Annotated in this window: 25 protein-coding genes; 6 read left to right on the top strand and 19 right to left on the bottom strand. The window is 59.8% G+C overall.

Going from position 1 to position 25169, the window contains the following annotated elements; translation table 11 throughout:
• Positions 1-7: 7 nt before the first annotated feature.
• The 10 genes from hpaB to SPL01S_RS18880 all read right to left on the bottom strand — a co-directional run bounded on the left by hpaB (position 8) and on the right by SPL01S_RS18880 (position 10261).
• Entirely contained in the window at positions 8-1570 is a 1563-nt protein-coding gene (gene hpaB, locus SPL01S_RS18925) for a 4-hydroxyphenylacetate 3-monooxygenase, oxygenase component (protein WP_004949871.1), read from the bottom strand.
• Positions 1571-1730: 160 nt separating this feature from the next.
• Complete coding sequence (hpaA, locus tag SPL01S_RS18920; RefSeq protein ID WP_063202229.1) at positions 1731-2627, bottom strand: 4-hydroxyphenylacetate catabolism regulatory protein HpaA; 897 nt, start codon at positions 2625-2627, stop codon at positions 1731-1733.
• 157 nt (positions 2628-2784) lie between these two features.
• Complete coding sequence (gene hpaX, locus SPL01S_RS18915; protein ID WP_063202227.1) at positions 2785-4155, bottom strand: 4-hydroxyphenylacetate permease; 1371 nt, start codon at positions 4153-4155, stop codon at positions 2785-2787.
• Positions 4156-4242: 87 nt separating this feature from the next.
• Positions 4243-5043: a 4-hydroxy-2-oxoheptanedioate aldolase gene (gene hpaI / locus SPL01S_RS18910; protein WP_063202225.1), complete on the bottom strand. Its 801-nt coding sequence runs from the start codon at positions 5041-5043 to the stop codon at positions 4243-4245.
• A 9-nt stretch (positions 5044-5052) separates the two neighbouring features.
• On the bottom strand, positions 5053-5856 hold the full coding sequence (hpaH, locus tag SPL01S_RS18905) for a 2-oxo-hept-4-ene-1,7-dioate hydratase (RefSeq protein ID WP_063202222.1): 804 nt from the start codon (positions 5854-5856) through the stop codon (positions 5053-5055).
• 10 nt (positions 5857-5866) lie between these two features.
• A complete protein-coding gene (locus SPL01S_RS18900; RefSeq protein ID WP_004949865.1) occupies positions 5867-6253 on the bottom strand; it encodes a 5-carboxymethyl-2-hydroxymuconate Delta-isomerase in 387 nt (128 codons plus the stop codon).
• 52 nt (positions 6254-6305) lie between these two features.
• Positions 6306-7379, bottom strand: a complete 1074-nt coding sequence (hpaD, locus tag SPL01S_RS18895; RefSeq protein WP_111738399.1) for a 3,4-dihydroxyphenylacetate 2,3-dioxygenase — start codon at positions 7377-7379, stop codon at positions 6306-6308.
• Between the two features lie 37 nt (positions 7380-7416).
• On the bottom strand, positions 7417-8871 hold the full coding sequence (hpaE, locus tag SPL01S_RS18890; protein WP_063202216.1) for a 5-carboxymethyl-2-hydroxymuconate semialdehyde dehydrogenase: 1455 nt from the start codon (positions 8869-8871) through the stop codon (positions 7417-7419).
• The gene (locus SPL01S_RS18885) at positions 8868-9632 is read right to left on the bottom strand and encodes a fumarylacetoacetate hydrolase family protein (RefSeq protein ID WP_063202213.1); all 765 of its coding nucleotides are present in this window, start codon (positions 9630-9632) and stop codon (positions 8868-8870) included. Before SPL01S_RS18885 ends, hpaE begins: the two co-directional genes overlap by 4 nt.
• Positions 9629-10261, bottom strand: coding sequence for a fumarylacetoacetate hydrolase family protein (locus tag SPL01S_RS18880; RefSeq protein WP_063202211.1), 633 nt, complete (start codon positions 10259-10261; stop codon positions 9629-9631). Before SPL01S_RS18880 ends, SPL01S_RS18885 begins: the two co-directional genes overlap by 4 nt.
• A gap of 357 nt (positions 10262-10618) precedes the next feature.
• Between SPL01S_RS18880 and hpaR the strand changes: the two genes are divergently transcribed.
• Positions 10619-11071, top strand: coding sequence for a homoprotocatechuate degradation operon regulator HpaR (gene hpaR / locus SPL01S_RS18875; protein ID WP_062869519.1), 453 nt, complete (start codon positions 10619-10621; stop codon positions 11069-11071).
• Positions 11072-11311: 240 nt separating this feature from the next.
• Here hpaR and SPL01S_RS18870 read toward each other — a convergent pair whose 3' ends face one another.
• From SPL01S_RS18870 to SPL01S_RS18850, 5 genes are read right to left on the bottom strand one after another with little or no spacing between them, the layout of a single operon-like run.
• Positions 11312-12100 (bottom strand): SDR family oxidoreductase, encoded by a 789-nt coding sequence (locus SPL01S_RS18870; RefSeq protein ID WP_063202208.1) that lies wholly within the window; start codon positions 12098-12100, stop codon positions 11312-11314.
• A 3-nt stretch (positions 12101-12103) separates the two neighbouring features.
• Positions 12104-12901, bottom strand: coding sequence for a MoaF C-terminal domain-containing protein (locus SPL01S_RS18865; protein ID WP_063202205.1), 798 nt, complete (start codon positions 12899-12901; stop codon positions 12104-12106).
• 10 nt (positions 12902-12911) lie between these two features.
• Complete coding sequence (locus SPL01S_RS18860) at positions 12912-13694, bottom strand: SDR family NAD(P)-dependent oxidoreductase (protein ID WP_062869513.1); 783 nt, start codon at positions 13692-13694, stop codon at positions 12912-12914.
• The gene (locus SPL01S_RS18855) at positions 13687-14268 is read right to left on the bottom strand and encodes a DUF3156 family protein (RefSeq protein ID WP_063202201.1); all 582 of its coding nucleotides are present in this window, start codon (positions 14266-14268) and stop codon (positions 13687-13689) included. Before SPL01S_RS18855 ends, SPL01S_RS18860 begins: the two co-directional genes overlap by 8 nt.
• On the bottom strand, positions 14243-15736 hold the full coding sequence (locus SPL01S_RS18850; protein WP_062869510.1) for an APC family permease: 1494 nt from the start codon (positions 15734-15736) through the stop codon (positions 14243-14245). Before SPL01S_RS18850 ends, SPL01S_RS18855 begins: the two co-directional genes overlap by 26 nt.
• Positions 15737-16299: 563 nt before the next feature.
• Here SPL01S_RS18850 and SPL01S_RS18845 point away from each other — a divergent pair.
• The 4 genes from SPL01S_RS18845 to SPL01S_RS18830 all read left to right on the top strand — a co-directional run bounded on the left by SPL01S_RS18845 (position 16300) and on the right by SPL01S_RS18830 (position 20278).
• Positions 16300-16947, top strand: a complete 648-nt coding sequence (locus SPL01S_RS18845) for a response regulator transcription factor (protein ID WP_006323452.1) — start codon at positions 16300-16302, stop codon at positions 16945-16947.
• Positions 16948-17088: 141 nt separating this feature from the next.
• Entirely contained in the window at positions 17089-18258 is a 1170-nt protein-coding gene (locus tag SPL01S_RS18840; RefSeq protein ID WP_063202199.1) for an MFS transporter, read from the top strand.
• Between the two features lie 14 nt (positions 18259-18272).
• Complete coding sequence (locus SPL01S_RS18835) at positions 18273-19385, top strand: histone deacetylase-like amidohydrolase (protein ID WP_063202197.1); 1113 nt, start codon at positions 18273-18275, stop codon at positions 19383-19385.
• A gap of 86 nt (positions 19386-19471) precedes the next feature.
• Positions 19472-20278, top strand: coding sequence for an alpha/beta hydrolase (locus SPL01S_RS18830; protein WP_063202194.1), 807 nt, complete (start codon positions 19472-19474; stop codon positions 20276-20278).
• A gap of 41 nt (positions 20279-20319) precedes the next feature.
• Here SPL01S_RS18830 and SPL01S_RS18825 read toward each other — a convergent pair whose 3' ends face one another.
• The 3 genes from SPL01S_RS18825 to SPL01S_RS18815 form a co-directional block, all read right to left on the bottom strand.
• Entirely contained in the window at positions 20320-20685 is a 366-nt protein-coding gene (locus SPL01S_RS18825) for a cupin domain-containing protein (protein ID WP_004949842.1), read from the bottom strand.
• A gap of 21 nt (positions 20686-20706) precedes the next feature.
• Complete coding sequence (locus SPL01S_RS18820) at positions 20707-22008, bottom strand: NAD(P)/FAD-dependent oxidoreductase (RefSeq protein WP_063202191.1); 1302 nt, start codon at positions 22006-22008, stop codon at positions 20707-20709.
• 100 nt (positions 22009-22108) lie between these two features.
• A complete protein-coding gene (locus SPL01S_RS18815; protein ID WP_063202188.1) occupies positions 22109-22867 on the bottom strand; it encodes a response regulator transcription factor in 759 nt (252 codons plus the stop codon).
• 276 nt (positions 22868-23143) lie between these two features.
• Here SPL01S_RS18815 and SPL01S_RS18810 point away from each other — a divergent pair, with 276 nt between their 5' ends.
• Positions 23144-24271 (top strand): iron-containing alcohol dehydrogenase, encoded by a 1128-nt coding sequence (locus SPL01S_RS18810; protein WP_062869502.1) that lies wholly within the window; start codon positions 23144-23146, stop codon positions 24269-24271.
• A 138-nt stretch (positions 24272-24409) separates the two neighbouring features.
• Here the strand turns inward: SPL01S_RS18810 and SPL01S_RS18805 are convergent, their stop codons facing one another.
• Positions 24410-25159, bottom strand: a complete 750-nt coding sequence (locus tag SPL01S_RS18805) for a metallophosphoesterase (protein ID WP_063202185.1) — start codon at positions 25157-25159, stop codon at positions 24410-24412.
• Positions 25160-25169: the final 10 nt, after the last annotated feature.

Raw genomic sequence — 25169 nt, 5'->3', positions numbered from 1 at the left:
TCCTGAATTACTTCAGCAGATTATCCAGCTGATTAATATCGCCATTGTTATGCAGGTGCGGCACTTTCCAGCCGTGCTGATCGTAATCGGACAGGCACTTGTCGACCATCTGCATCATCTGATCCATGGTGCCGGATCCCTGCGCGTGGCGCAGACACTGCAGGCGGATCTCATCCTGACTGCCGGCATAGTTGATCTCATACAGCTCATGGCGGCCACCGAACTCGCTGCCGATCGCATCCCACATCAGCTTGAGGATCTTGATGCGCTCGACGTGATCCATCCCATCGGATCCGCGCACGTAACGAGCCAGGTATTTGTCGATCTCCGGGTTGTTCATGTCGCGCACGCTGGACGGCAGATAAATCAGCCCGCTGGTGACGTTCTTTTCGATGATGTGTTTCACCTTGGTGTAGGCCATCGGCGCCATCACGCGGTAGGTTTGCAACGCCGCGGAATCCGGCAGATAGGCGCCGTTTTCCCATTTTGTGGACTCCGCGCACATCGCATCGCTCAACGACCAGAACAGGTTGCGCCAGGCCACCACTTCGCCGAGATCGGCCTGCACGCCACGGAACTCCAGCACGCCGGTGCAGGACAGGCTCTTTTGCAGCAGCGCGGTGATAAAGTCCATCTTCACCGCCAGGCGCACGCAGGCCTGCAGCGGGAACAGCCGGGCGAAACCGCCCTGGGTGCTCCAACGGCGACAACGATCGAAATCGCGGTAGATCAGCACGTTTTCCCAGGGGATCAGTACGTGATCCATAATCAGGATCGCATCGTTCTCGTCAAAACGGCTCGAGAGCGGGTAATCGAACGGCGATCCGGTCGCGCCGGCCACCAGCTCATAGGAGGCGCGGGAGATAAGTTTCACCCCTTCGGCATCCATCGGCGCCACAAACATCAGCGCAAAGTCCGGGTTATCGCCCATCACCTGGGCGGAGCCGAAGCCGATAAAGTTGTAGTGGGTCAGCGCCGAGTTGGTCGCCACCACCTTGGCGCCGCTGACGATAATGCCGGCGTCGGTCTCTTTCTCCACCTGGATGTAAACGTCTTTCACTTCGTTGACCGGTTTGTGGCGGTCAATCGGCGGGTTGACGATGGCGTGGTTAAAGTACAGACCGGTTTCCTGAATGCGTTTGTACCAATGGCGGGCGTTATCGGCGAACTGACCGTAAAACTCCGGGTAAGCCCCCAAAGCGCAGCCGAAGGCCGCCTTGTAATCCGGGGTGCGCCCCATCCAGCCGTAGGTCTGGCGCGACCAGTCGGCGATGGCGTCACGCTGCTGGCGCATTTCTTCCGGGCTGCGGGCGTAGCGGAAGAACTTGTGGGTGTAGCCGCCGTTGCCGGTGTCGGTATTCCAGCACAGACGATCCTGGCTGACCGGATCGTGCAGCGCATCGTACAGTTGGCCGACCGAAGCCGCCGCATTGCGGAACGCCGGGTGGGTGGTGACGTCCTTCACCCGCTCGCCGTAGATATAGATTTCGCGGCCATCCTGCAGGCTTTTCAGGTATTCGGCGCCGGTGAACGGGCGTTTGCTGTCGGCACGAAAGTCTTCTGGTTTCATCGGGTGATCCTCGTCTGTGGATTCGTTTTTTGTTAAATAAATGTTTCTTTTTGGTTGCTTAATTGAAGCTGCCAACGCCGATTTCGAGAAGAGACTTTTGCGGCAATCGCCGGTACTTTTCAGGCGGATTTGCCGCAATCGCTGCGAATTGTGATCCAGGTTACGAAAGGGGATGTTGTGCGGCGCGGTAGGTCGAAGGCGAACAGCCTTCCAGACGATTGAAAAAACGGGCGAAATAGGCCGGGTCCTTGAACCCCAGGCTATAGGCGGTCTCATGCACGGTACAGGCGCTGAACAGCAGCATGCGCTTGGCCTCGCGCAGCAGCCTGTCGAAGATCAGCCGTTTGGGGGGCTGGTTGGCGAAGCGGCGGCACAGATCGTTCAACCGTGATTCGGTCACCCCCAGCGCCCGCGCATAGTCCGGCACCGGCAGGTGATCGCGGAAGCGTTCATCCACCATTTTGTTGAAGCGCTGGAACAATTTCAGCTCGCCGCGCACCCCACTGGTGGCGGTATCTTCCAACGCGGCATTGCGCAGCAGCAGAGTAAACACCGCCTGCGCCAGCAGCGCGAGCGTCTGCTCGCGGCCGGCCAGCTGCTGGCCGAATTCACGGCGGATCAGTGGCCAGTAATGGCTCAGCGCCGCCAGCTCCTGCGGGGCGTCCGCCATCGACAGACAGATGCCCGGCATATCGAGCGCCAGATTGCTGCCGGGATACAGCCGCTCCAGCAGCGGCCAGATCAGCTCCTGGCGCACCGTCAGCACGTGGCCGTCACTGACCGGCTCGGTGAAGAACGCATGCGGTACCGAGGGCGGCGTCAGGATAAACAGCGGCGCCTGCACCGAATAGTGCTGGCTGTCCAGTTGCAGCTCAATCTTGCCGGTTTCCAGGAAATGTACCTGGAAGAAACGGTCGTGCCAGTGCACCTGCATGTCGCGGCCAAAAAACGCCGCCAGCCCGGCGAAGGTTTCGTAATGCACCTCATCGGCGGCGTAGCGCGCATCGTACTCTTTGCAGATGTCGATATTGGCGATAAAGCCGGTACTTTTCTGCACAACATCCTCCCTCAGCGATGAGATCAGTGATAAGCCTTTTATTAGGCTTCAGACTGCTGACAAAGCCCGTTATTAGGGAGAGCGCCCCTCGGTGCGCCAGGCCCGTGTATCCCGGGTTCAAAGACAACTTTGTCATCAAACTCAAGCCTTATCAGGCTTATGGCGTGGCTCGCGGACGCGAGCCTTGCATCGGAATGCGCCAGACGATCAACGCCCCGATGACCAACAGCGCCGCCACGAAATAGAGCCCGGCGTTAAAGCTGCCGGTCAGATCCTTAAGCCAACCGATCAACAGCGGGCTGACCGCCGATCCTATATTGCCGGTGGCGTTGATCACCGCGATCCCTATCGCGCGCGCCTCCAGGCTGATGGATTGATCCGGCGTGGTCCAGAAGATCGCCATCGCGGTGAAAGACCCCACCGAAGCCATGACGATCCCCAGCAGTTGAATCAGGCTGTGATCGGTGGCGGAAGCCAGCAACCAGCCAGCGGCGGCAAACAGGTAGGGCAGCGCGGTATGCCGCTTGCGCTCCTGCAGGCGATCCGATCGTTTGCTCCACCACACCATGCCGGCGATGGTACAGATCTGCGGGATCGCCGCCAGAATGCCGATCACGATATTGCTGCTGCCCTGGTTGAAGCTCTGCAGGATCTGCGGCGTCCAGATGTTGATGGCGCTCAGGGTGTTGGTCAGGCAAAAATAGGCCAGCGTGTACATCAGTACGATCGGAGTGAACACCTCACGCCACAGGCTGCGCTGCTGCATCGCCCGGTGGCTGCGCGGCCCGTTCGGCTGCACCAGTTGCAACTTGTCGGCGTCCATCATCGCCTTCAGGCTGGTTTTTTCTTCGTCGGTCAGCCATTTGGCCTTGGCCGGCGTATCGTCGAGATAGAACCACACCACCACGCCCAGCAACACCGAAGGAATGCCTTCCAGCAGGAACAGCCATTGCCAGCCCTTGAGGTTCATCACCCCGTCCAACGCCAGAATGTAGCCCGATACCAGAGAACCGATCGCCATCGTCACCGGCATGGCGATCATAAACAGCGCATTGGCGCGGGCGCGGTAAAACGCCGGGAACCAGTAGGTGAGATACACCAGAATGCCGGGCAGGAAACCGGCCTCGGTGATGCCGACGATCATGCGCAACACGTACAGGCTGGTCGGGCCGGTGGCGAACAACGTGCAGGTCGAGGCAATGCCCCACAGCACCATGATGGTAGCGATCCAGCGCCGCGCGCCGACGATCCCGAGCATGATATTGCTGGGAATGCCGAAGATCACATAGGTGACGTAAAACAGCGTCGCCGCCAGGCCAAACATGGTCGAACTGAGGCCGAGATCCTTGCCCATCGTCAGCCCGGCGAAACCGATGTTGATGCGGTCGAGGAAAGAGAAAACAAACAGCACGAACAGGAAGATAATCAGTCGCCGAAACAGCTTTTTAATCACCGATTGCTCGGCGGCGGTTAACGCTTTATGTTGCTGCGCCGGGTTGACCGGCGGCAGCGAATCGACGTTGCTCATGGTGGCTCCGATAGGGTTGTGTCCGGTAACATTGGCTGCGCCCCTGAATTGCGTGAGCGCCGCTGGCGATCAATTAAGGGATACGGCCTAATAAACGCCCGGGGATGGCGGTTGCGCCGGCGGCAGATCCTGTTTAAAACGGCTCGCCAGGGATTCCGCCGCACGCGCCAGCAAGGTGGTGTCCACCCCAACGGCGACAAACAGCGCGCCGGAGGCCAGGTAATGCTGCGCCAACTGCGGATTTGCCATCAGGATGCCCGGCGCTTTGCCGGCCGCGCGGATGCGCGCGATGGCGTCGTCAATGGTGCGTTGCACTTCGGGGTGCTGCGGGTTGCCGGCAAACCCCATGTCGGCGCTCAGATCCGCCGGGCCGATAAACACCCCATCGACGCCTTCCACCTGCAGAATGGCGTCCAGATTTTTCACCGCCTCGCGGGTCTCGATCTGCACCAGCACGCACATCTGCGCATCGGCCTGCTGCAGGTAATCCGGTATCCGATTCCAGCGAGAAGCTCGCGCCAGCGCACTGCCGACGCCACGTACGCCGTGCGGCGGATAACGGGTGGCTCGCACCGCCTCGCGCGCTTGTTCGGCATTCTGAATCATCGGGATCAGCAGGGTTTGCGCACCGACGTCCAGCAGTTGTTTGATGATCACCGCATCGTTCCACGGCGGGCGCACCACCGGGTGGCTCGGGTAAGGCGCGATCGCCTGCAACTGGCCCAGCACCGTCTGCACGTTGTTGGGCGCGTGTTCGCCGTCGATCAGCAACCAGTCGAAACCGGCGCCGGCCAACAGTTCCGCGCTGTAGCTGCTGCACAGACCCAGCCACAGGCCAATCTGCGGGCGCTTTTCCTGCAAGGCCTGTTTGAAATGGTTGGTTAACATTGAACCCCCTTAAACGAACCGGCAGCTGATACAACCCATCGGGCCGTAATCGACGTGGAAGGTATCGCCGCGCCGCGCGGGCACCGGCCTGGTAAAGGAACCGCCGAGGATCACCTGGCCGGCCTCCAGCTCTACGTCATACGGGAACAGCTTGTTGGCCAGCCAGGCGACGCCGTTGGCCGGATGGTTGAGCACCGCCGCCGCCACCCCGGACTCTTCGATCACCCCGTTGCGGTACAGCAACGCGCTGATCCAACGCAGGTCCAGCGCGTCCGGTTTGATCGGCCGGCCGCCCATCACCACCCCGGCATTGGCGGCGTTATCGGAAATGGTGTCGAACACCTTGCGCGGCCGCTGGGTCTGCGGATCGACGTTATGGCTGCGCGCATCGATGATCTCCAGCGCCGGAATGACGTAATCGGTGGCGTTGTACACGTCGAACAGCGTGCAGTTCGGCCCGCGCAGCGGTTTGGCCAACACGAACGCCAACTCCACCTCAACGCGCGGCACGATAAAGCGCTCGACTGGAATGTCGCTGCCGTCGTTGAAGAACATGTCGTCCAGCAGCGCACCGAAATCCGGTTCGGTGATCTGCGAGCTGACCTGCATGGCGCGCGAGGTCAGGCCGATCTTATGGCCCTTCAGCGTACGGCCTTCGGCGATCTTCAGCGCCACCCACTGCCGCTGAATGGCATAAGCGTCTTCAAGGGTGATCTCGGGGTGATCCAGCGACAGCGCGCGGATCTGTTCGCGGCTTTGTTCCGCCTGGTGCAAGCGCTGCACGGCGCGGCTAATCAGCTCTTTATCCAACATTTACGGCCCCTTACTCTTTGCGAAATAGCGCATGGACATTGTTCTGCTTGTAATTCAGCACCGGATCCAGCTCTTCAAGGGTGAAGGACAGCGCCAGATAACGGCTGGCCATCAACGCGGCAAAATGTTCCTTGATCAGCGCGAACAGCATCTCGCCGACCTGCTCGCGGCTTTCCAGACTGCGGCCGTGGCCGATCTTCAGCGTCATATGCACGAAGGCGTAATCCTGCTTGCCGTCGGCCATCTGCCAGGTGTCCAGCCAGAGGGCGCGGCTGCGTACCCCGGCCAGCGGGAAGATGCCGGTGTCCGCCAGCGCCTGATTGACCTTGGCGAACAGGGCGGGAAGATCGGCCTCTTCGCGGATGTTGTTGGTGCATTCAGCATAAAAATGCGGCATAGCAATCTCCGAACGGCGAATTTGCGCGGGCAAGCCGCCCACGCGGCGGTGGTTACAGGGTGTTGCCGAGCTTGAAGCCTTTTTCCGTATCGCCCTCGCGGGTGTAGGAAAAACCGTCTGCACCGATGGTGACGGCCATTTCGCTTGGCGCACTGCGTTCGATGACCGGCTGCGGCCGGCCGTCGAGATCCAACACTTGCGATCCTTCGGTGTACCAGCTCGGCACCACCGGGTTACCCCACCAGTCGCGGCGCTGGTTGTCGTGCACATCCCAGGTCACGGTCGGGTTATCCGGATCGCCGGTGTAGTAATCCTGGGTATAGATCTCCACCCGGTGTCCATCGGGATCGCGCAGATAGAGATAGAAGGCGTTGGAGACGCCGTGGCGGCCGGGGCCGCGTTCGATCAAATCGGATTTACGCAGCGCGCCGAGCTTGTCGCAAATGGCCAGAATGTTGTGCTTTTCATGGGTGGCGAAGGCGATATGGTGCATGCGCGGCCCGGCCCCGCCGGTCATCGCGGTATCATGCACCGTGGCTTTGCGGCGCATCCAGGCGGCGTAAACCATGCCGTTTTCATCGCGGATATCTTCCGTCACGCGGAAGCCCAGCCCCTGGATGTATTCCACGGCTCGCGGGACGTCGGGCGTAATTTGGTTAAAGTGATCGAGGCGCACCAGCGCGCCCGGCGTGTAGAGATCGTAACGCCAGGCCAGGCGTTCGACGTGCTGCACGTCGTAGAAAAACTCGTACGGAAAGCCTAGCGGATCTTCAACCCGCACCGAATCGCCGATGCCTTTGACGAAGCCCTTCACCCGGCGCTCGGTGCGGCAGCCCAAGGCGTTGAAATAGGCTTCGGCGCGGTCGACGTCTTCCGGCGTGCGCACGCGGAAAGCAAAGGCCGCAACGGCGGCCACCGGGCCTTCGCGCAGCACCAGGTTATGGTGAATAAACTCTTCCATCGAACGCAGGTACAGGGTTTTCTCATCCTCGGCGGTGACCACCAGGCCAAGAATGTCGACGTAGAATTCGCGCGCCGCTTTAAGGTTCGTTACCTGAATTTCCATATAGGCACAGCGCACAACGTCGGGAGCAGGGACAGCATGGGTGGTAAGTTTTATCGTCATCGTTCTCATCTCTTTCGTTTTTGTTGTGGCCTGAGGCTTAGACGCCCCATTTCGGGATGGGGTGGTCCCCCATGGAAATGCACACGTTCTTCATCTCGGCGAACACCTCAAAGCTGTATTCGCCGCCCTCGCGGCCGGTGCCGGAGGATTTCACGCCACCGAACGGCTGGCGCAGATCGCGTACGTTTTGGGTGTTGACGAAAACCATGCCCGCCTCAATATTCCGGGCCAGACGCAGAACCTTGCTCACATCCTGCGTCCAGATATAGGACGCCAGGCCGTACTCCACGTCGTTAGCCATGCGCAGGCCGTCTTCTTCCGATTTGAACGGCAGCAGGCAGGCCACCGGCCCGAAGATCTCCTCCTGCGCGACGCGCATCCGGTTGTCGACATCCGCCAGCACCGTCGGACGCAGGAAGTTGCCGTGGCTCAGCCCGGCCGGTTTTTCCGGGCCACCGGCCAACAGGGTCGCCCCTTCTTCCACTCCCAGGCGGATATAGCCGGAGACTTTTTCCCAGTGCTGTGGGCTGATCAGCGCCCCCACCTGGGTGTTGGGATCCTGCGGATCGCCCACGCGCAGGCGGTTGGCGCGTTCGGCGAAACGTTTGACGAATTCCGGGTAAATGCTTTCCTGAATGAAAATGCGCGAACCGGCGGTGCAGCGTTCGCCGTTGATCGAGAAGATGGTGAACAGCGCGGCGTCCAGCGCGCGTTCGATGTCCGCATCCTCAAAAATCAGCACCGGCGATTTGCCGCCCAGCTCCATGGAAAATTTCTTCAACCCGGCGCTCTCGATAATACGGCGGCCGGTGGCGGTACCGCCGGTGAACGACACGGCGCGCACGTCCTTATGGCGCACCAGCGCGTCGCCGGCGGTAGCGCCGTAGCCCTGCACCACGTTGAGCACCCCGGCCGGGATGCCGGCTTCCAGCGCCAACTCGCCCAGGCGATCGGCGGTCAACGGCGACAACTCGGACATTTTCAGCACCGCAGTGTTGCCCAGCGCCAGGCAGGGCGCGGTTTTCCAGGTGGCGGTCATGAAGGGCACGTTCCACGGCGACACCAGCGCGCACACCCCGACCGGCTGGATCAGCGTGTAGTTGAGCATTTTGTCGTCCACCGGGTAGGTGCGGCCGTTCATCTGCTGGCAGATTTCGGCGAAAAACTCGAAGTTGTGCGAGGCTCGCGGGATCAGCACGTTTTTGGTCTGGTGGATCGGCAGGCCGGTATCGGCGGTTTCCATCTCGGCGATCTGCGGCACGTTCTCGTCAATCAGCTCACCCAGACGGCGCATCAGGCGTGCGCGCTCTTTCATCGGCGTATTGGCCCATTTCGGGAACGCCGCTTTGGCGGCGGCCACCGCCTGCTCGATCTCCAGTTGCCCGCCGGACGCCACCTCCGCCAGCACCTCGCCGTTGGCCGGGTTGCTGGTGGTGAAATACTCTTTGCTGGCGACGTTCTTGCCGTTGATCCAATGGTTGATGGTTTTCATCGCAAACTTTCCTCGTAATCTTTTTCACTGATGATGTGGTTAACCAGACGGCCGATGCCCTCGATTTCCACCACCACCTCATCGCCCGGCTGCACGTCGGCCAGCCCTTTCGGCGTGCCGGTGGCGATCATGTCGCCCGGTTGCAGCGTCATAAATTCGCTCAGGTAGGCGATCAGGAACGGGATATCGAAAATCATGTCGGCGGTGCTGCCGCGCTGGCGCAGCTCGCCGTTGACGTAGGTGCTGAGCGCCAGGCGATGCGGATCGGCAATGTCATCGCGATCGACGATGTACGGCCCGATCGGCGTCAGGGTGTCGCGGCTTTTCACCCGCAGGTTCGGGCGGTAGTAATTTTCCAGATAGTCGCGGATGGCGTAGTCGTTGCACAGCGTGTAACCCGCCACGTACTCCATTGCCCGTTCGCGGCTGACGTTGCGGGCGGTTTTACCGATCACTACCACCAGCTCGGCTTCGTAGTGCATATACGCCACGCCGGCCGGGCGTACCGACACCTGGCGGTGGCCGGTCAGGGTGTTCGGCGCCTTGAGGAACACCAGCGGTTCTTCCGGCGCCTTGAATTCCAGCTCGCTGGCGTGGTCGGCGTAGTTTAGGCCCAGGGCGAACACCGTGCCCTGCACCGGCGGCAGCCACTCGGCATCCCGCTCCTGCAGCACAGTGCCGTCAGGCAGGGTAACGTGCAGCTGCTCATCCACGCGGGCGTTAACAATCTGGCCATGATGACGAATACGGGCGTGTCTCATGATAAGTCTCCTGCCTGCGTCACGCGGTTGGTCAGAGTGGGCAGACCGGCGGCGCGCACCGTCACTTCATCCCCCGGTTTGATCTCCACCCGCTGGTGCGGGGTGCCAATCAGCACCGCGTCGCCCGGTTGCAGGGTAATGAAATCGCTGATGGCGGCGATCAGTTCCGGCACCGAGCGCACCAGATCGGCGGTCGACCAGCGATCCTGCTCCACGCCGTTGATTTCGGTGACGATCTCCAGCCTATCGGTCGCCGCCAGCTGGCCGATATCCCCCAGCGGGCAAAAACCGTCGCGACACTTGGCCTTGATCGCCGGGCGGTAGAAGCTGCTTTCCGGCAGGCTGACGTCGTTGGCCAGCGCATAGCCCGCCAGATAGTCCGCCACCCGCTCGGCCGGTACCTTGCGGGCGGTATCGCCGATCACCACCGCCAGCGTAGCGCCGCTTTGCACCTTCTCACCGGCCGGGAACGGGATCGCCCCGCCGCTGGCGAGGTGGGTATTGCGCGGTTTGATAAACCACACCGGGGTCTTGGGCGGGGTGTTATAGGGCGGCTGATGGAACGCCTGATCCCAGGCGTCAATCTGGCTGCGATGGTTCAACGCGACGGAAAATACGGTGCCTTTCATGCAAACTCCTCTCGTGACAGAACATGACAACCGGAATTCATTAATATATTAACGATTAGTTTTATACGCTGTTTACGATTTACGCAACGCGGTTGGATTGATTTGTGATCCTGATAACAAAATATTCACAACTGCGGAACATTTTCTTTATTATTCAAAGCATTAATCATTTTTTGGCTTGTTTTTACCCGCCAGCCGCTTTTTCGCTTTATACGTGGGGGTAAATCTGGCTATTATTAAGTTATTAATAAATCAGGCCTGGCAGGGGCGTACTCTATTGCGCTCGTGGGCTCAGCATGCTGAAGCCCCAGAATCAGGGCCGACATACCGAACACCTTGACACTAAAGGCCAAATCTATGCATGAATCCTTAACCATTGCCCTGTTGCAGGCGCGTGAAACCGCCATGGGGTTTTTCCGCCCGATCCTGAAAAGCCACAATCTGACGGAACAGCAGTGGCGCATCATCCGTGTGTTGGCCAACAGCCGTTCGATTGAATTCCACGAACTGGCGGCGGAGACCTGCATCCTGCGCCCCAGCCTGACCGGCATTTTGTCGCGCATGGAGCGCGATAAGCTGATTTTCCGCCTGAAACCGGTTAACGATCAGCGCAAGCTGTACGTTTCGCTGACCCAGCCGGGCCAGGAGTTGTACGACGTGGCACGCCATCAGGTGGAACAGGGTTACCGCGAGATTGAAGCCGCGTTTTCGCAGCAGAAGATGGATCAACTGATGACGTTGCTGGACGAGCTGATCACCCTGGGCGACAAACTGCCGGCCAACGTGACGGCCCATCCCACCAAGAAATGATTCAATGAATCGGCATCCTCAAATGAACGGGCGTTGCAGCTAAATAGCTGTGTTTAATACCGCTACACCCTAAGCTTGAGGTTGGTGGGCGTCATGACGGGTTAGCCGACCGTTGAGCGCAGGGATGCGCGATACGAGCCCCCAGGGACGGGTTCACGGCGCGTCGGCGTTCTGCATGAACCCCACCTGTAGCACTATTCGGCGCAGCTAGTTACGCCTGCAGCCAACCACGCTGCAGCGTCAAGTAAGAAGAGAATTCGCTTCCGGCAGCAGTGCGCCGCCGTCCACCACCAGCGTCTGGCCGGTGATATAGGCCGCCGCCGGCGAGGCAAGAAACACCATCGCCGCAGCGATGTCTTCCGGCTCCCCCAGCCGTCCGAGCGGGACGGCGGCGGCAATCGCCTGATTGACTGCCGCGCCGCCCAAATTGGCCATCGCCGGCGTGCGGATCATCCCCGGCTCCACGCCGTTAACCCGAATGCCCACCGGTGCCAACTCCAGCGCCGCCGCGCGGATAAACCCGTTCACGCCTGCCTTTGAAGCGGCGTAGTGTGCCAGCCCCGGATAAGCCACCCGCGGCCCGGTCACCGACGAGGTCACCAGCAGGCAGCCGCCCTGGCGGCGCATCCACGGCAGCGCCGCCTGCGCCAGAAAAAACGGCGCCATCAGATTAACGCTCAGCGTGCGTTGCAACAGCGGGGCGTCAATGTCGGCAAACGGCGTCAGCGGGAAGTAGGCCGCATTGTGGACAACCACGTCCAGCCGCTGATATTGCTCCCCCACCGCCGCGACCCGTTCGGCAATCTGCGCCGCATCGGCCACATCGCAGGCCACGGCCTGCACCCGCCAACCTTGCCGTTGCAAGGTTTCCGCCGCGTCCTGCGCCTTGCGCAGTTGCAGATCGGCCATCACCACCGTCGCGCCCAGGCGGGCAAAAGCCTCGACAATCGCCAGCCCGATGCCCTGAGCGCCGCCGGTCACCAACACCACCTGGCCGCTGAAGGCATCGGCCGCATAGGTTGCGTTCATCGGCTACCCCCTGGGATGGCGAGTGGTATTCAACACCTGCGCATGAGCGCCCACCGCAAAATTGCTCAGCGCGCTGAAGTCGCTGCCCTGATAGCCGAGGATCTTGCCGTCGGTCCGCATCGCCTGCAGATCGATCATCACCACGCCCAGCGTCGGCACGATCTTCTCGCGCCACACGAACAGGTAAAGCTGCTCGGCAACTTTCACGTAATGGCAACGATCGACGTCCGCCAGCCCTTTCTCTACGCCCTCCAGACACTGCCAGGCGTAAAAATTGTCGTTCAGGTAAATGTGCTCGTAACGTTCGGTCGGGCTGTAGGTGTACATATTGCGCATGCCGATCAATTCGTCGGTAAAATGCGGCAACGCGGCGGCCGCATTATCCAGCGTGCCGAAGCGGAATTCGGCGTTGACCGCCGTGAGCGGCAACCCTTGTTCAACGCGGCTGAAAGCATCCAGCCGGGTTTGCCGTTCATCCGGCAATTGGCCGTACACCAGGGTGAAATTGCCCTGATTGCGATCGCACACCAGCGTCATGCTGGCGTTGTCTTGCGAGGGATCGAGAAAATCGATAAACAAAATGCCGGAGCGGATGCTGGTGGCGCGATAAGCGATACCCCCGCGCGCACCCCAGTTCAGCGTTTGGTCATCGGTAAAATGGCACTTCAGCGTTTCGCCCTCGGCAAAATGCAATGTCAGCGTGCTGCCGCTCAGCCCGAGCTGCCGTTCCAGCGTGTTGCTGTGCGGCGCAAAGCCTTCCGCCAGTGCGCCAACCTGAATAAATACCGCCTCTGTACTCATCTGATTCTCCTTAAAGGGAAGTAAAAGCCAACGTCGGCACGTCGACGATGGTGGAGCCGCCATCGGCTACCAGCGCCGCACCGGTAATGATTGACGCCTCGGCCGAGCAGAGAAAACGGCAGATGCCGGCGATCTCTTCCGCGCTGGCCGGGCGACGCAGCGGCACGTCGCGGCACACCATCCGGTAAGCCTGCGCCAGCGAGATCTGATGGGCGTCCATCAGCGGCTGCATCTCCTCGTCCGCCATCGGCGTAGTCACCCAACCGGGGCATACCGCATTGGCGCGCACCCCGAGCGGGCCATAATCGCGGGCGATGGAACGCATCAGCCCAATCAGCGCATGCTTGGCGGTGACGTAGCCGCATACCTCCGGTCCGGCGGCCAGCGAAGCGATAGAGGCGACAAACAGCAGGTTGCCACCGGTTTTCACCAGTTCCGGCAGGCAGGCGCGCGCGCTGGCGAAAGCGCTGTTGAGATTGCTGTCCAACGCGCCTTGCCACTGCGCGTCACTCGTGTCGGTAATGCGCCCAACCCCCATGCCGCCGGCGCAGCCGATCAGGCAATCGATGCGCCCGCCCTGCCGCAAAATGGCCGGCAGCAAGGTGGTGTTCCAGCTTTCGCCGCTCGACGCGTCGCCCACCAGCGCCACGGCGCCGATTTCCTCTGCCAGCAGCCTCAGCGGTTCGCGGCGGCGGCCGATGATAAACACCCTGTCGCCCTGAGCGGCCAGCCGCCGGGCACAGGCAGCCCCTACGCCGGTGCCGCCGCCGGTAATCACCACCACTCTATTCATCCAGTTTCTCCATCAGTTGGCCGATCATCAGCAGGCTGCTCAGCAACAACCGCCGCTGTTCCGGCTCCAGCCGCAGGTAGCGACGGCCGGCCGGCAACCGGCTGACCACTTCAGACGCGGCAAAATGTTCGATATCCAGCCACCAGCGGCCGTCGGCCACCCTCAGTTGGATGCTGCGGAAATCGAGCTGCGTCAGCGTCTGGCCAATCTGCGGATAACGCTGCAAGGCGCCGATCACCCGCTGCGCCGTGGCATTGTCGCGGGTGGCGCGATAAACCACGCCCCGCCGCCAACCTCCGGCGGTGATGCGTAGCGTCAGCGGCTCGGCCAATGTGCTTGCCCCCTGCACGCGGAAGCGGTGGCTGACGATATGCGCCATAAACAGCGAGCTGACCCGTTCGCTGACCTCAATCACCGGCCCCTGCGGCAGCGTCAAGCGCAGTTGGCACGGCGCCAGGAGTTCGCAGGCATAGGGCTGCAGATTTTGCGCCAGCCGAGTGAGCGTCACCCCCGGCTGATAACCCGCCGGCTGCCGCCGCCACACGCGATTAAGTGAGGGAAGTAAGCCGATCAAACTGCGCCTCCTCGTTTTCCGTTTTGGCGAAGGCGGTTTCCAGCACCTGTTCGACCGGCACCGGTTTGAACGGGTTGACCTTCTGCACGCACAGCGTCCAGAACAGCGCATAGGCAGCGGTCAGGCCGATCATGATGCTGAAGGGGATATAGACGTCACGCGGGTTCATGCCCGGCGGAGTGATGTAGATAATCGCCAGCACAATGCCGATGCTGGAGACGATTTGCGGCAGCGGGAACCACGGCGATTTGTAGGCACGCGGCAGATCCGGCCGGCGGATGCGCAGGATCACCACCGAGCAGGTCACCAGCAAGTAGGCCACCCCCCAGGCGCACACCGCCGCCAGCACCAGCGGGAGAATGCGCTCGAGATTGCCCTGAATGACGAAGGCGTGTACGCAGGGGATCAGCACCGCCACCAGAATGCCCACCACCGGGGTTTTAAAGCGCGGGTGCAGATAAGCGAAAATGCGCGGCAGCGCGCCGTCCAGCGCCATGCCATACAGAATGCGCGGCACCGCCGCCATCAGCGTATTAATGGTCGCCGCCCCGGCCAGCAGCAGCCCGATACCGAGCCAATATTTGCCGAACTCGCCCATCACCTGCCCGGCAAAGGCCGGGATCGCCATCGGCGTGTCCAGCAAGTGAACGCCGTTGGCGGCATCCACCACCACGTTCTCCACCTGATGGCTAAGCGCGGCGCCATAAAGCGCCATGCAGACCGCCACGCCGCACAGCCCCAGCGACATGGCGCGCGGGATCACGCGGGCGGAGCCTTTGATCTCCGGCGCCATCGGCGTCACCAGTTCGCAGCCGACAAACATAAACATCGCCATGCCGATCAGGCTGAACACCGCAAAGGGATCGCTCAGGCTCAGCGTGCTGCCGAACCAGCCTTCCAGCGGCACCGCATGCGGCGACAGCAGCCCGGCGATCCCGAAGATCACCAGCGTGCTCCACATGGCGAAAGTCAGCACGATCTCCGCCTTGCCGAACGCCTCGATGCCAAACGCATTGAGCAGACCGAACAGGATCACCAACCCTACGCCAATCATCCAGGAGGTGTTGTGGGTTTCCATCAAGGTGTTGAGGTGTTCGAAATTCACCAGCGCCATGATGCCGGAGAGAATGGTCTCGGCGGTGCCGGCAAAGATATGCACGATCAGATAGGCCGACAGCGCGCCGGTAATGGCAAAAAAGCGGCCCATGCCGCAGGCGATATAGTCATACACCGAGCCGGAGGTCGGCAGCATCGCCGCCGCCTCCGAGAAGGTGGTGAGCTGGGCTTGCATCATGATGAAGGCGATCAGCATCGCCAGCGCGAAGGTATCGCCACCAATACCGAAACCGCTGGTGACGGTGAGGATCACCGGACTGGCCATAATCACCCCGACCGAGCTGGCCAGCGTAGTGGGGAATCCGACCTTGCCCCGTTCAAGGTGGGCATGAAGCCGCGACGACAGGTTCATGGGTAGTTCCTCTTATCGTTTGTGCCCTGGTGTTGTTTGTGCAGGTTTACGCCGCAGTTAGCGGTGATCTCACTATAGAGAGGAAAGGAAAATACTGGCTATCGTCCTTAAGGACGAGGCCGAACCATAGCTTTTTCCTCTTATCTTTTTAGCCCGGCCAACCGTTATGGTTTGAATCTCGCGGAGGGGATTTTCGAGTGAATGCGGGGAACAGCGCGTCTGTCCATCGTTCTTAGGAACGAGCCGCCGACAGCGAGCAAAAAGGTGTCGCCATCCGGCGATACACACAGCGCCGCCCCACTGGCAGGGGAAATCACTTTAAATTCAGCGGGAAGGAAGCATGTCATTCGTTAATATATTAACTAAATATTGACGCAAGGCCACCCATTCCCCAGCCAACGGAGGGGCGTTGCCTTGTTATTTATGTATTTTATTGCAATCAGGCTCACGTTGTTAATATGTTCTTATTGTGTTGCCGAATTGCTACAACTATGCTGGGATCGTTCATATATTGAACGACGCATTCTCCAGATCGCAGGGTAGGTAAAGGAGGGAAATGAATCATGCACAGCACATCATCCGATGCCTTTATCAACAGCTGTCTGACCACCATTGCGCATTTGATCCCGGTGTCCGCCGGGGTGTTTTACCTGGTCAATCAAGATCTGCGGCCAGACCACTATATTCTGCACGGCATTTCCGATAAGACGCATCAGCAGTATTTGACCCATTTTCAGCAGATTGATCCGCTCAAACCCGCCAATTTCCATCAGCAGGATATCAGCATGGTCGGCATGAGCCCGGCGGCGATCGCCAATAACCGCCATTATTATCATGACTTTATGCTGCCGAATGACATGCGCGATATGACGGAGATTTTTATCCGTCAGCGCAAACGCATTATCGCCGGGGTGTCTTTGATCCGCGATACGCCCTTTACCGAGGTGGAGCGTGGCCGTCTGCGGGCGGTACTGCCGCTGATAGAACTGGCGACGCGCGATCTGCTGCCCGGCGGCGAGGCCCAGTTGCTGACCGCCAAGGAGCAGGAGATCGTCAATATGGTGCGCGAAGGGGCCAGCAATAAACGCATCGCCCTGAAGCTGGGAATTTCACTTTCGACGGTGAAAACCCATATGCGCAATATCTTTGCCAAAACCGAGGTAGCAAACCGCACCGAATTGGTGGCCAGCAGCTTTATTGCCCTGGGCTAATGAATACAGCCATAACGATGGCTTATAACAGGTAAAAATAAACTCGTTAATTATTCGCCATCCATGGCGCGGTTTCCGCCTGCCCAAAATACGGCATCGCGGCTATATCTGACTCAGGTTTAACCTGCGGGGATAATTATTATGTCCAGTGATTCAGTTTCTGTACCCTCAACCGGGGCGGCTATCCCCTGCCCGCCACGGCTGCTGACCGCCATTATTATTTTTGCCGCCATTGCGCCGGGCATCCTGATGACCGCCCCGGCGATAGCGGCGCAGTTAGCCGGCCAGTGGCAGCTCACCCCGGCGCAAATCGGCCACTTGTTTTCGACCGAATTGGGTGCCATGAGCCTGGCTACCTTGCCCGCCTGGTGGTGGATAAGCCGCGTTAACTGGCGCCGGGTCGCTGCGTTGGCGGCGGCGGTGTTTATCGCCGGCAATCTGGCCTCGGCGCTCATCAGTGATTTCACCCTGCTGCTGGGGCTGCGTTTTATCGCTTCGATGGCGGGCGGCACCTTGATGATCCTGTGCATCACCTGCGCGGGCGGCACCGCCAACCCCAGCCGGGTCTACGCCTTCTGGGTGTTGGGCCAACTGGTGCTGGGTGCGGTCGGGCTACTGGTGCTGCCCCCGCTGTTCGCTCATTTCGGCCTGATGGCGGTGTATCTGATTCTGGCGGCCATCATGCTGTGCTGCCTGCCACTGATCCGCGCCTTCCCAGCCGGGTTTCACCCTACGCACTCAGCGCTGCGCTCCGCCGCCTCTCCCTTGTTCCGCAAAGCTTTCGCCGTGCTGGCGGTACTGAGCTTTTATATCAGCCTGAGCGCGGTCTGGACCTTTATCGGCAGTATCGCCGCCGCGGCCGGCCTTTCGCCGGTCAACAGCGGCCAGGTGCTGGCGGCCGCCACCCTGTTTGGCATCGTCGGTGCCGGCGGTGCCGCGTTTATCAGCGCACGCCGCCGTGGCAACGGACTGATTTGGCTGGGTTACGGCCTGTTGATCGCCGGCATTGCGCTGCTGATCCGTGACCCCTTGCTGCTGCGTTTCGCGGTGGCGGCGGTGCTGTTCAAGTTTACCTGGACCTTTGTCCTGCCGTTTATTCTGGCCCGCGTCGCCGGGCTGGATAATAACGGCAAGCTGATGAATAACATCAATTTGGTGATTGGCGGCGGCATGGCGATTGGCCCAACGCTGGCCGGCTACCTGATTGAATCTTCGGGTGGCTTCGACGCCCTGTTGATCGGCGCGCTGGGCTGCGCGCTGCTGTCGCTGTTATTGATTTTGTTCGCTTCACCGCGCACGCCGCGCCATTGACCAGGAGTAAAAAGGTGAAAAGAAAAACCGGTTTCTTCTTTGATGAACGCTGTTTCTGGCACAGCACCGGCCTGCATGCCACTACGCTGCCGGTCGGCGGCTGGGTTCAACCCCCTTCGGGGGCGGGCCATGCGGAATCGCCGGAAACCAAACGGCGGATGAAAAACCTGATGGACGTCTCCGGCCTGTCGCACCGGCTCAGGCTGCTGAGCGCCGAACTGGCCACTGACGAAGACCTGCTGCGCATTCACCCGGCTGGCTATTTGCAACGTTTCAAACAGTTAAGCGACAACGGCGGCGGCATGCTGGGGGAAGAAGCCCCGCTGGGCCCGGGCAGTTATGAAATAGCGAAACTGTCCGCCGGGCTGGCCTGCGCGGCGGTCGAGGCGGTGCTGCAAGGTGAGCTGGACAACGCCTATGCGCTGTCGCGCCCGCCGGGTCACCACTGCCTGCCCGACCAGTCGATGGGTTTCTGCTTTCTGGCCAATATCCCGATTGCCATCGAGCGCGCCAAGGCCCAATACGGCCTGGGCAAGGTGGCGGTGCTCGACTGGGACGTGCATCACGGCAACGGCACCCAGCATATCTACTGGCAGCGTGATGATGTGCTGACGCTGTCGCTGCATCAGGACGGCTGCTTCCCGGCGGGCTACTCCGGTGAACAGGACCGCGGTGCCGGGGCGGGAGAAGGCTTTAACATCAATGTTCCGCTGCTGGCGGGCGCCGGTGACGACGGCTATCTGTATGCCATGCGACAGATAGTGATCCCGGCACTCGAGCGCTTCAAACCCGAGCTGATCATTGTTGCCTGCGGCTACGATGCCAATGCCCTCGATCCGCTGGCGCGCATGCAGTTGCACAGCGACAGCTTTCGCAGCATGACCGCGCTGGTGCAGGACGCCGCCGACCGCCTGTGCGATGGAAAGCTGGTGATGGTGCATGAGGGCGGTTATGCCGAGTCCTACGTGCCCTTCTGCGGGCTGGCGGTGATGGAGCAGCTTAGCGGTATTCGCACCGAAGTGCAGGATCCGCTGCTGGATTTTATCCGGCAACAGCAGCCGCGTGACGCCTTCAACCTGTTCCAACGCCAGGCTATCGATGCGCTGGCACAGCACTTCATTCGCTAAATATCCTGGGGCACCGCACGCAGTGCCCCTACCCATTCTCCGCTTTGCCGCTACGCTGAATATGACCCTTCCGATGAGAAAATACGATGTCTGAACAGAAGATCAGCTTTATCAAAGGTGGGCATGGCGATATTGCCGTGCATGACTGGGGCCATGACCGACCGCGCTTTTTGGCGCTGCTGGTACACGGTTACGGCGAGCATCTCGGCCGTTATCAGTACGTGGCGCGTACGCTGGCGGCACAGGGCGCACGCGTGTTTGGCCCCGACCATCTCGGCCATGGGTTATCGCAGGGCGAGCGCGTATTGATTGAGGATTACGACGCCGTAGTCGACGACGTTCACCGCGTAGTAGAGCATTTTCAGCAGCTACACCCAGACGTGCCGCTGGTGGTCATCGGCCATTCGATGGGCGGCATGATCGCCACCCGTTATACCCAGCGTTATCGCGAAGGCATCCGCGCACTGGTGCTATCCGGCCCGCTGATCGGTGAAAGAACCCTGATCTCCGACTTGCTTGATCTGCCCGCTATCCCGAACGAACCGCTGGATACCGCCACTTTGTCGCGCGATCCGGCCGTTGGCGAAGCCTATCAGGCCGATCCGCTGGTATGGCATGGGCCGTTCAAACGCCCGACGCTGCGGGCGATGCAGCAGATCCTGGCAAAAATCAACGCAGGGCCGGGTTTCGGCGCGCTGCCTACGCTGTGGATACACGGCGATGACGATCGGCTGGTGCTGATGGCCGAATCGCAGACCGCTATCGATCGGCTGAAGGGCAGCGATTTCGACGCCATGATCAATCCCGGCGGGCGGCATGAGAGTTTTAACGAAACCAACAAAGATCAGATATTGAAGCGGGTCACCGACTTTATCGAGCGGGTGCTGGGATAGCGGATTTCCCCTCTCCCGGCGGAGAGGGGATAACGGTGAGATCAACCTTCGACGATGGCGAGATAGTGTTTTACAAAACGATCGGAGGTGATTTCCCAGCGCACCGGCGTGCCCTTCTCGACAAACCACGAATCCCCGGCCTGATACTGCACGGACTTCCCGGTGTTCTCATCGGTCAGCGTCGCGGTGCCTTCCCACACGGTGGCGTGTTCGGCAAACGGATACTCCATCACAAAGGTGCCGCGCGTACAGCTGAAAACGCCGCAGTTCAGGTTATCGGTCGGCTCACCGAAAAGAGTCGCTACCCCGACGTTGGGTGAACCTGCGATCACTCTGGCACCCAGATTGCTGACGCTGCCAATCTCCAGCAGTTCAGGCAGCGGCTGTTTAAGCAGTAATGGTTTCATGTCTTTCTCCTCTGATAAGAATTAACGGCGGCCTTTCCAGTAGCCGGATGTCTGGTGCCAGGCCTTGCCGGCGGTGGTCATCACCCGGCGCAGTCGATCTTTGCCGAAGATGTTGACGTGCGGGATCGAACTCATCAGATCGTAACGATCGGATCCTTCGCTCATGCCCTCCGCCAGCACCTTGCAGACGATATGACTTGGCGTTACGCCAAAGCCGGAATAGCCCTGTACGTAGAACACGTTGTCGTGCTGCGGCAAGGTACCGATCTGCGGGAACAGGTTGGCGCTGCAGCACAGCGGCCCGCCCCAGGCCAGATCGATCTTCACGTCATGCAGGTACGGGAACACTTTCAGCATCAGGTTGCGGTTCCAGGCTTTGAGATCCGCCGGGATGTATTCGATCAAGCGGGTGGCGCTGCCGAACAGCAGGCGGTTTTCATTGGTGACACGGTAGTAATCGATCACCGGGCGAATATCGCTGTAAGCGCCGCGGATCGGGCTGATGCGCCGGATCAGCGCCTCGGGCAACGGTTCTGTCGCCAACTGGAAAGCGTAGGTATTGATGGTTTTACTATGGATAAACGGCTCCATGCCGTTGAGAAAGCCGTTGCACGCCCACAGCATCTTGTTGGCGCGCACCGAGCCCATGGCGGTGCGGACCTTAATGCGCGAACCATACTCGACGTTAAGCACGCTGCTGTTTTCGAAGATTTTCACGCCGTAGCCGCTCAATGCCTTGGCCTCGCCCAACAGCAGGTTGAGCGAATGCACGTGCCCGCCGCCCATGTGCTTCAATGCGCAGGTGTAGGCGTCGGATCCCACCACCTGCTTCACTTCCGCGCCGGTATAAAGTTCGATCTCTTCATTTGGCGATACCGCCTTGAACTCTTTCAGCCAGCTGCGCAGGGTTTTCTCCTGGCGCGCATTGCTGCCAAGGTAGCCGTAACCAAAGCAGAAATCGGCGTCGATAGCGTATTTCTTGATGCGTTCACGGATAATGCCGGCGCCGAGGTTGCTGATTTTGAAGAGGGTTTCCAGCCCGGATGGGCCGACGTGACGTTTGATTTTTTCCAGATCGTGACCGATGCCGGCCATCACCTGCCCGCCGTTGCGCCCGGTGCCGCCGTAGCCCAAATGGCGCCCCTCCAGAATGGCGATGTTGGTGATGCCCCGCTCCGCCAGCTCCAGCGCGGTATTGATACCGGAGAAGCCACCGCCGATGATCACCACGTCAACGTCCAGATCTTCTTCCAGCGTCGGGAAGCGCAGATCGTACTTTTTAGTTGCCGCGTAGTAAGTTAACGATTCGATATTATTGTTCACTGCCGCACTCCCGAAGATCCTATGCCCTACAGCGGATTATCGGGAGCGGCCGGCCAAGCCGCCATGTCCCCTTAGGGACATTTGCTACAAAAAATTAACATTATGCGCTGCGGCGGTTCGGCCCGGCCAACAGCAGGTTGAACAGTTCGGCCTGCGAACCGATATCCAGCTTGCCGTAGATGTTCTTGCGGTGGTTTTTCACCGTCCCCAGGCTGATGAACAGCCGGTCGGCAATCTGTTGCGAGCCGCAGCCGCTCAGGATCAGATCGACAATTTCGCGTTCGCGCGGGGTCAACAGATAGCGCACCTGTCGGGTTTTGTCCTCCGCCGTATCCGGCGATACCGGCGCGGCGACCACTTCGCCATGCAGGCGCGCGATGCTTTTGAGCAGCGTCAACGCGCCCCTCAACTCTGCCAGTTGCGGATAGCGCACCCCCACCGTCTGGCGCGCCGAACCGAAAAACACCCCCAATCCGCGTTCCGGCGTCAGTGGCAGCAGCACGCCGGCCTCGTCGTGCCAGCCGGTTTTACGGTAAAAATTACGGTAATAGTCAGTGTGATAGAAACCGCATGGCGCCAACTGACGCAGCGAAAACACCTCGCCGCTGCCGCCGCCGTTCAGCACCTGGTAAAAGGGATCCTGCAGGTAAGCGCCCCGCTGGTAGATTTGGTTGACCGCATCGCTGTTTTCTTGCTCGGTTTTGAGCAGGCAACGCGGCGCACGGCCTCGTTCAAAGGCATAAACAATGGCGTTGTCGAAGGCGAAGAAAGCTTCCATCCAGGCCAGCAGGCTGGGATAAAACCTGGGTGTCGCAACCGCGTCAATCACCGCCGATAACCGTTCGACCTGAATACTCATATCCGCCCTCGCCATCATTAATAAATTAACAATTACCTTGTTTCGGATAAAACCGGCAGCGCCATGGCCCGCTTGTTATAAAAAGCATTCAACAGCGCCAAATGCAAGGTTTCGCTTGCTTGCATGTTAAACAAATCACAGCTTCGCCAGATTATGGCACCCCGTCACCCACGGGTCTGGTTAATATGTTAATGAATGGCTTTCCGGCAGTGAAAAGCAGTGGTTCCTCCGACGAGGCTGGCTTATGCTGTGGTTTTACCGCGCCAAGGAGAGAACATGACTACCAGCCTGACGATCGCCAACCGGCATACCTGGTTCGGCCACGGCAGTATTAGCCAACTGATCCCATTACTGGCCGCCGATCCCCAGCCGACATTGCTGTTCAGCTGCCGTTCATTCCTCAATGGCGCGGTATATTCCTCGTTGGCAGAGGCCCTGACGCCGCTGCTGATCGGCACCGAGATCGTCAGCCACGAAGCCTCGCCGCAGGAGATCGACGCCTGGGTCGCACGCTGGCGCGGCAAGGCATTGCGCGTGGTGGCCATTGGCGGCGGCAGCGTGCTGGATGCCGCCAAGGCGTTTGCCGCTTTAGTGGAACATCCGCTGCCGACGCTGCGCTATATGGAAAAGATCGGTGATACAAAAATCAGCGGCGCCACCCTGCCGCTGATCGCCATCCCGACCACTGCCGGCACCGGCAGTGAAGTGACCCAAAACGCGGTGATCACCGATACCCGGATCAGCAAGGTGAAAGCCTCGCTGCGCCATAACAACTTCGTGCCGCATACCGCCATCCTGGATCCGCAGTTGCTAGAGGGCGCACCGGACAAGGTGCTGGCTTACTGCGCCATCGACGCGTTTACCCACCTGTTCGAAGCCTATCTGTCCAAAACCGCCAGCGCCATGACGCGCGAGATGTCACTGACCGGCATCCGCCATTTTCTGGATGCCTGGCCGGCGCTCAACCGCAGCGATCGCGCCCGTGAAGCCATCATGCAGGCCTCGTACCTGGGGGGGCTGACGCTGAGCGCCGCCGGGCTGGGGGTGATCCACGGCATTGCCGGCGAGATTGGCGCGCTGCACGATTACCACCACGGCCAGGTCTGCGGCCGCCTGCTGTTGCCGTTCCTCGAACTGCTGGCGCAAAGCGAGCAGCCGCAACAGCGCACGCTGATGAGCGATCTGGCCGCACGCCTGTTCCCCGAACAGCAAGACAGCCCGGAACGCTATCTGATCGAGTTTATTACCCGCAACGCCATCGCGCCGTTCTGGCAGGATGACCTGCCGATTTCCGGCGACGAACTGGCGGTGACGCTGGAAAAATCCAACAGCAAGAACTCATTGATCGACTATACCGCCGCGCAACGGCAACTGATGATCGAAGGCGCATTCCGCGTCGAATGATAATATAATGAGATCAAAGCAATAGCGGGAGATCGGAAATGGGTATCATCAGCTGGATTTTCACCGGCATCGCCATTGGCATTCTGGTTGGCGTGCTGCTAAAGATCTTCGGTAAGAAGAAAAAGCAGTAAACGGATTTTAAAGGCCGGCAGCGCCGAAAGCCTGTTCGAATAAACCGTCTTTACGCAGCAGGTAACGGCGGTTTATTCCCAGTTCGAACAGGCATAACGCCCCGCGTTCAGCGATAGTAAAAGCCCCGTAATCAAGATTGAGCATATTACCCAGTTCGCGATTACGTTCCCCAGGCGTATGGCCACACAGCACATAACTTATCCCTTCTATCGGTATGCAGTATTTTGCCCGATGCCGTCTACGCCCGGAAAGACAGCTCAGCCGCATCAACGGGTCTGCAGCCTGTAAACCAGCCAGAAAATCCCCGAGATGGTTCATTTCAGGCGGTAATTCTGCATGGATTACACAATAGTGATATTGTCCTGCACCGATCAGGATCGCCCACGGAAGCACTACTGCATTGCGATAACATTGATGTTGTAGCGAACTATCCAACTCGAAAAACCACTCTCCCCCTGCCGAACACCATTTCCGGGCTATAGCATCTTGTTGTTCACCTTTGTGTGCACACATATAGTCAATCAAAAGCTTTTCGTGATTCCCCAACACCGAAAAAAACCACGGTTTATCAAGTAACTTCAGGCATCCCAAACTGTGAGTTCCGCGATCAATTAAATCGCCGACAGCGATCAGGCGATCTTTTTGGCTATCAAAACTAACATGTTCAAGTAACTCATGGAGTTCATTCAGGCAGCCATGAAGATCCCCTACGACAAAATCCCGGCCCAAAGTATTGGCGGCTAACTCGATAATCATTGCGCCTCTG

The sequence above is a fragment of the Serratia plymuthica NBRC 102599 genome (genome assembly GCF_001590925.1).
Classification (GTDB): domain Bacteria; phylum Pseudomonadota; class Gammaproteobacteria; order Enterobacterales; family Enterobacteriaceae; genus Serratia; species Serratia plymuthica.
This window is presented reverse-complemented; position numbering and strand designations above follow the sequence as displayed.

Coding starts and splice junctions, on each gene's coding strand:
- hpaI (WP_063202225.1), bottom strand. CDS start 5,043: ATGTTAACCAACCATTTCAAACAGGCCTTGCAGGAAAAGCGCCCGCAG.
- SPL01S_RS18870 (WP_063202208.1), bottom strand. CDS start 12,100: ATGAACGCAACCTATGCGGCCGATGCCTTCAGCGGCCAGGTGGTGTTG.
- SPL01S_RS18810 (WP_062869502.1), top strand. CDS start 23,144: ATGACTACCAGCCTGACGATCGCCAACCGGCATACCTGGTTCGGCCAC.
- SPL01S_RS18805 (WP_063202185.1), bottom strand. CDS start 25,159: ATGATTATCGAGTTAGCCGCCAATACTTTGGGCCGGGATTTTGTCGTA.
- SPL01S_RS18860 (WP_062869513.1), bottom strand. CDS start 13,694: ATGAATAGAGTGGTGGTGATTACCGGCGGCGGCACCGGCGTAGGGGCT.
- SPL01S_RS18885 (WP_063202213.1), bottom strand. CDS start 9,632: ATGAGACACGCCCGTATTCGTCATCATGGCCAGATTGTTAACGCCCGC.
- hpaE (WP_063202216.1), bottom strand. CDS start 8,871: ATGAAAACCATCAACCATTGGATCAACGGCAAGAACGTCGCCAGCAAA.
- SPL01S_RS18850 (WP_062869510.1), bottom strand. CDS start 15,736: ATGAACCTGTCGTCGCGGCTTCATGCCCACCTTGAACGGGGCAAGGTC.
- SPL01S_RS18825 (WP_004949842.1), bottom strand. CDS start 20,685: ATGAAACCATTACTGCTTAAACAGCCGCTGCCTGAACTGCTGGAGATT.
- SPL01S_RS18840 (WP_063202199.1), top strand. CDS start 17,089: ATGTCCAGTGATTCAGTTTCTGTACCCTCAACCGGGGCGGCTATCCCC.
- SPL01S_RS18815 (WP_063202188.1), bottom strand. CDS start 22,867: ATGAGTATTCAGGTCGAACGGTTATCGGCGGTGATTGACGCGGTTGCG.
- hpaB (WP_004949871.1), bottom strand. CDS start 1,570: ATGAAACCAGAAGACTTTCGTGCCGACAGCAAACGCCCGTTCACCGGC.
- SPL01S_RS18865 (WP_063202205.1), bottom strand. CDS start 12,901: ATGAGTACAGAGGCGGTATTTATTCAGGTTGGCGCACTGGCGGAAGGC.
- SPL01S_RS18830 (WP_063202194.1), top strand. CDS start 19,472: ATGTCTGAACAGAAGATCAGCTTTATCAAAGGTGGGCATGGCGATATT.
- hpaH (WP_063202222.1), bottom strand. CDS start 5,856: ATGTTGGATAAAGAGCTGATTAGCCGCGCCGTGCAGCGCTTGCACCAG.
- SPL01S_RS18880 (WP_063202211.1), bottom strand. CDS start 10,261: ATGAAAGGCACCGTATTTTCCGTCGCGTTGAACCATCGCAGCCAGATT.
- hpaD (WP_111738399.1), bottom strand. CDS start 7,379: ATGACGATAAAACTTACCACCCATGCTGTCCCTGCTCCCGACGTTGTG.
- hpaX (WP_063202227.1), bottom strand. CDS start 4,155: ATGAGCAACGTCGATTCGCTGCCGCCGGTCAACCCGGCGCAGCAACAT.
- SPL01S_RS18900 (WP_004949865.1), bottom strand. CDS start 6,253: ATGCCGCATTTTTATGCTGAATGCACCAACAACATCCGCGAAGAGGCC.
- SPL01S_RS18845 (WP_006323452.1), top strand. CDS start 16,300: ATGCACAGCACATCATCCGATGCCTTTATCAACAGCTGTCTGACCACC.
- hpaR (WP_062869519.1), top strand. CDS start 10,619: ATGCATGAATCCTTAACCATTGCCCTGTTGCAGGCGCGTGAAACCGCC.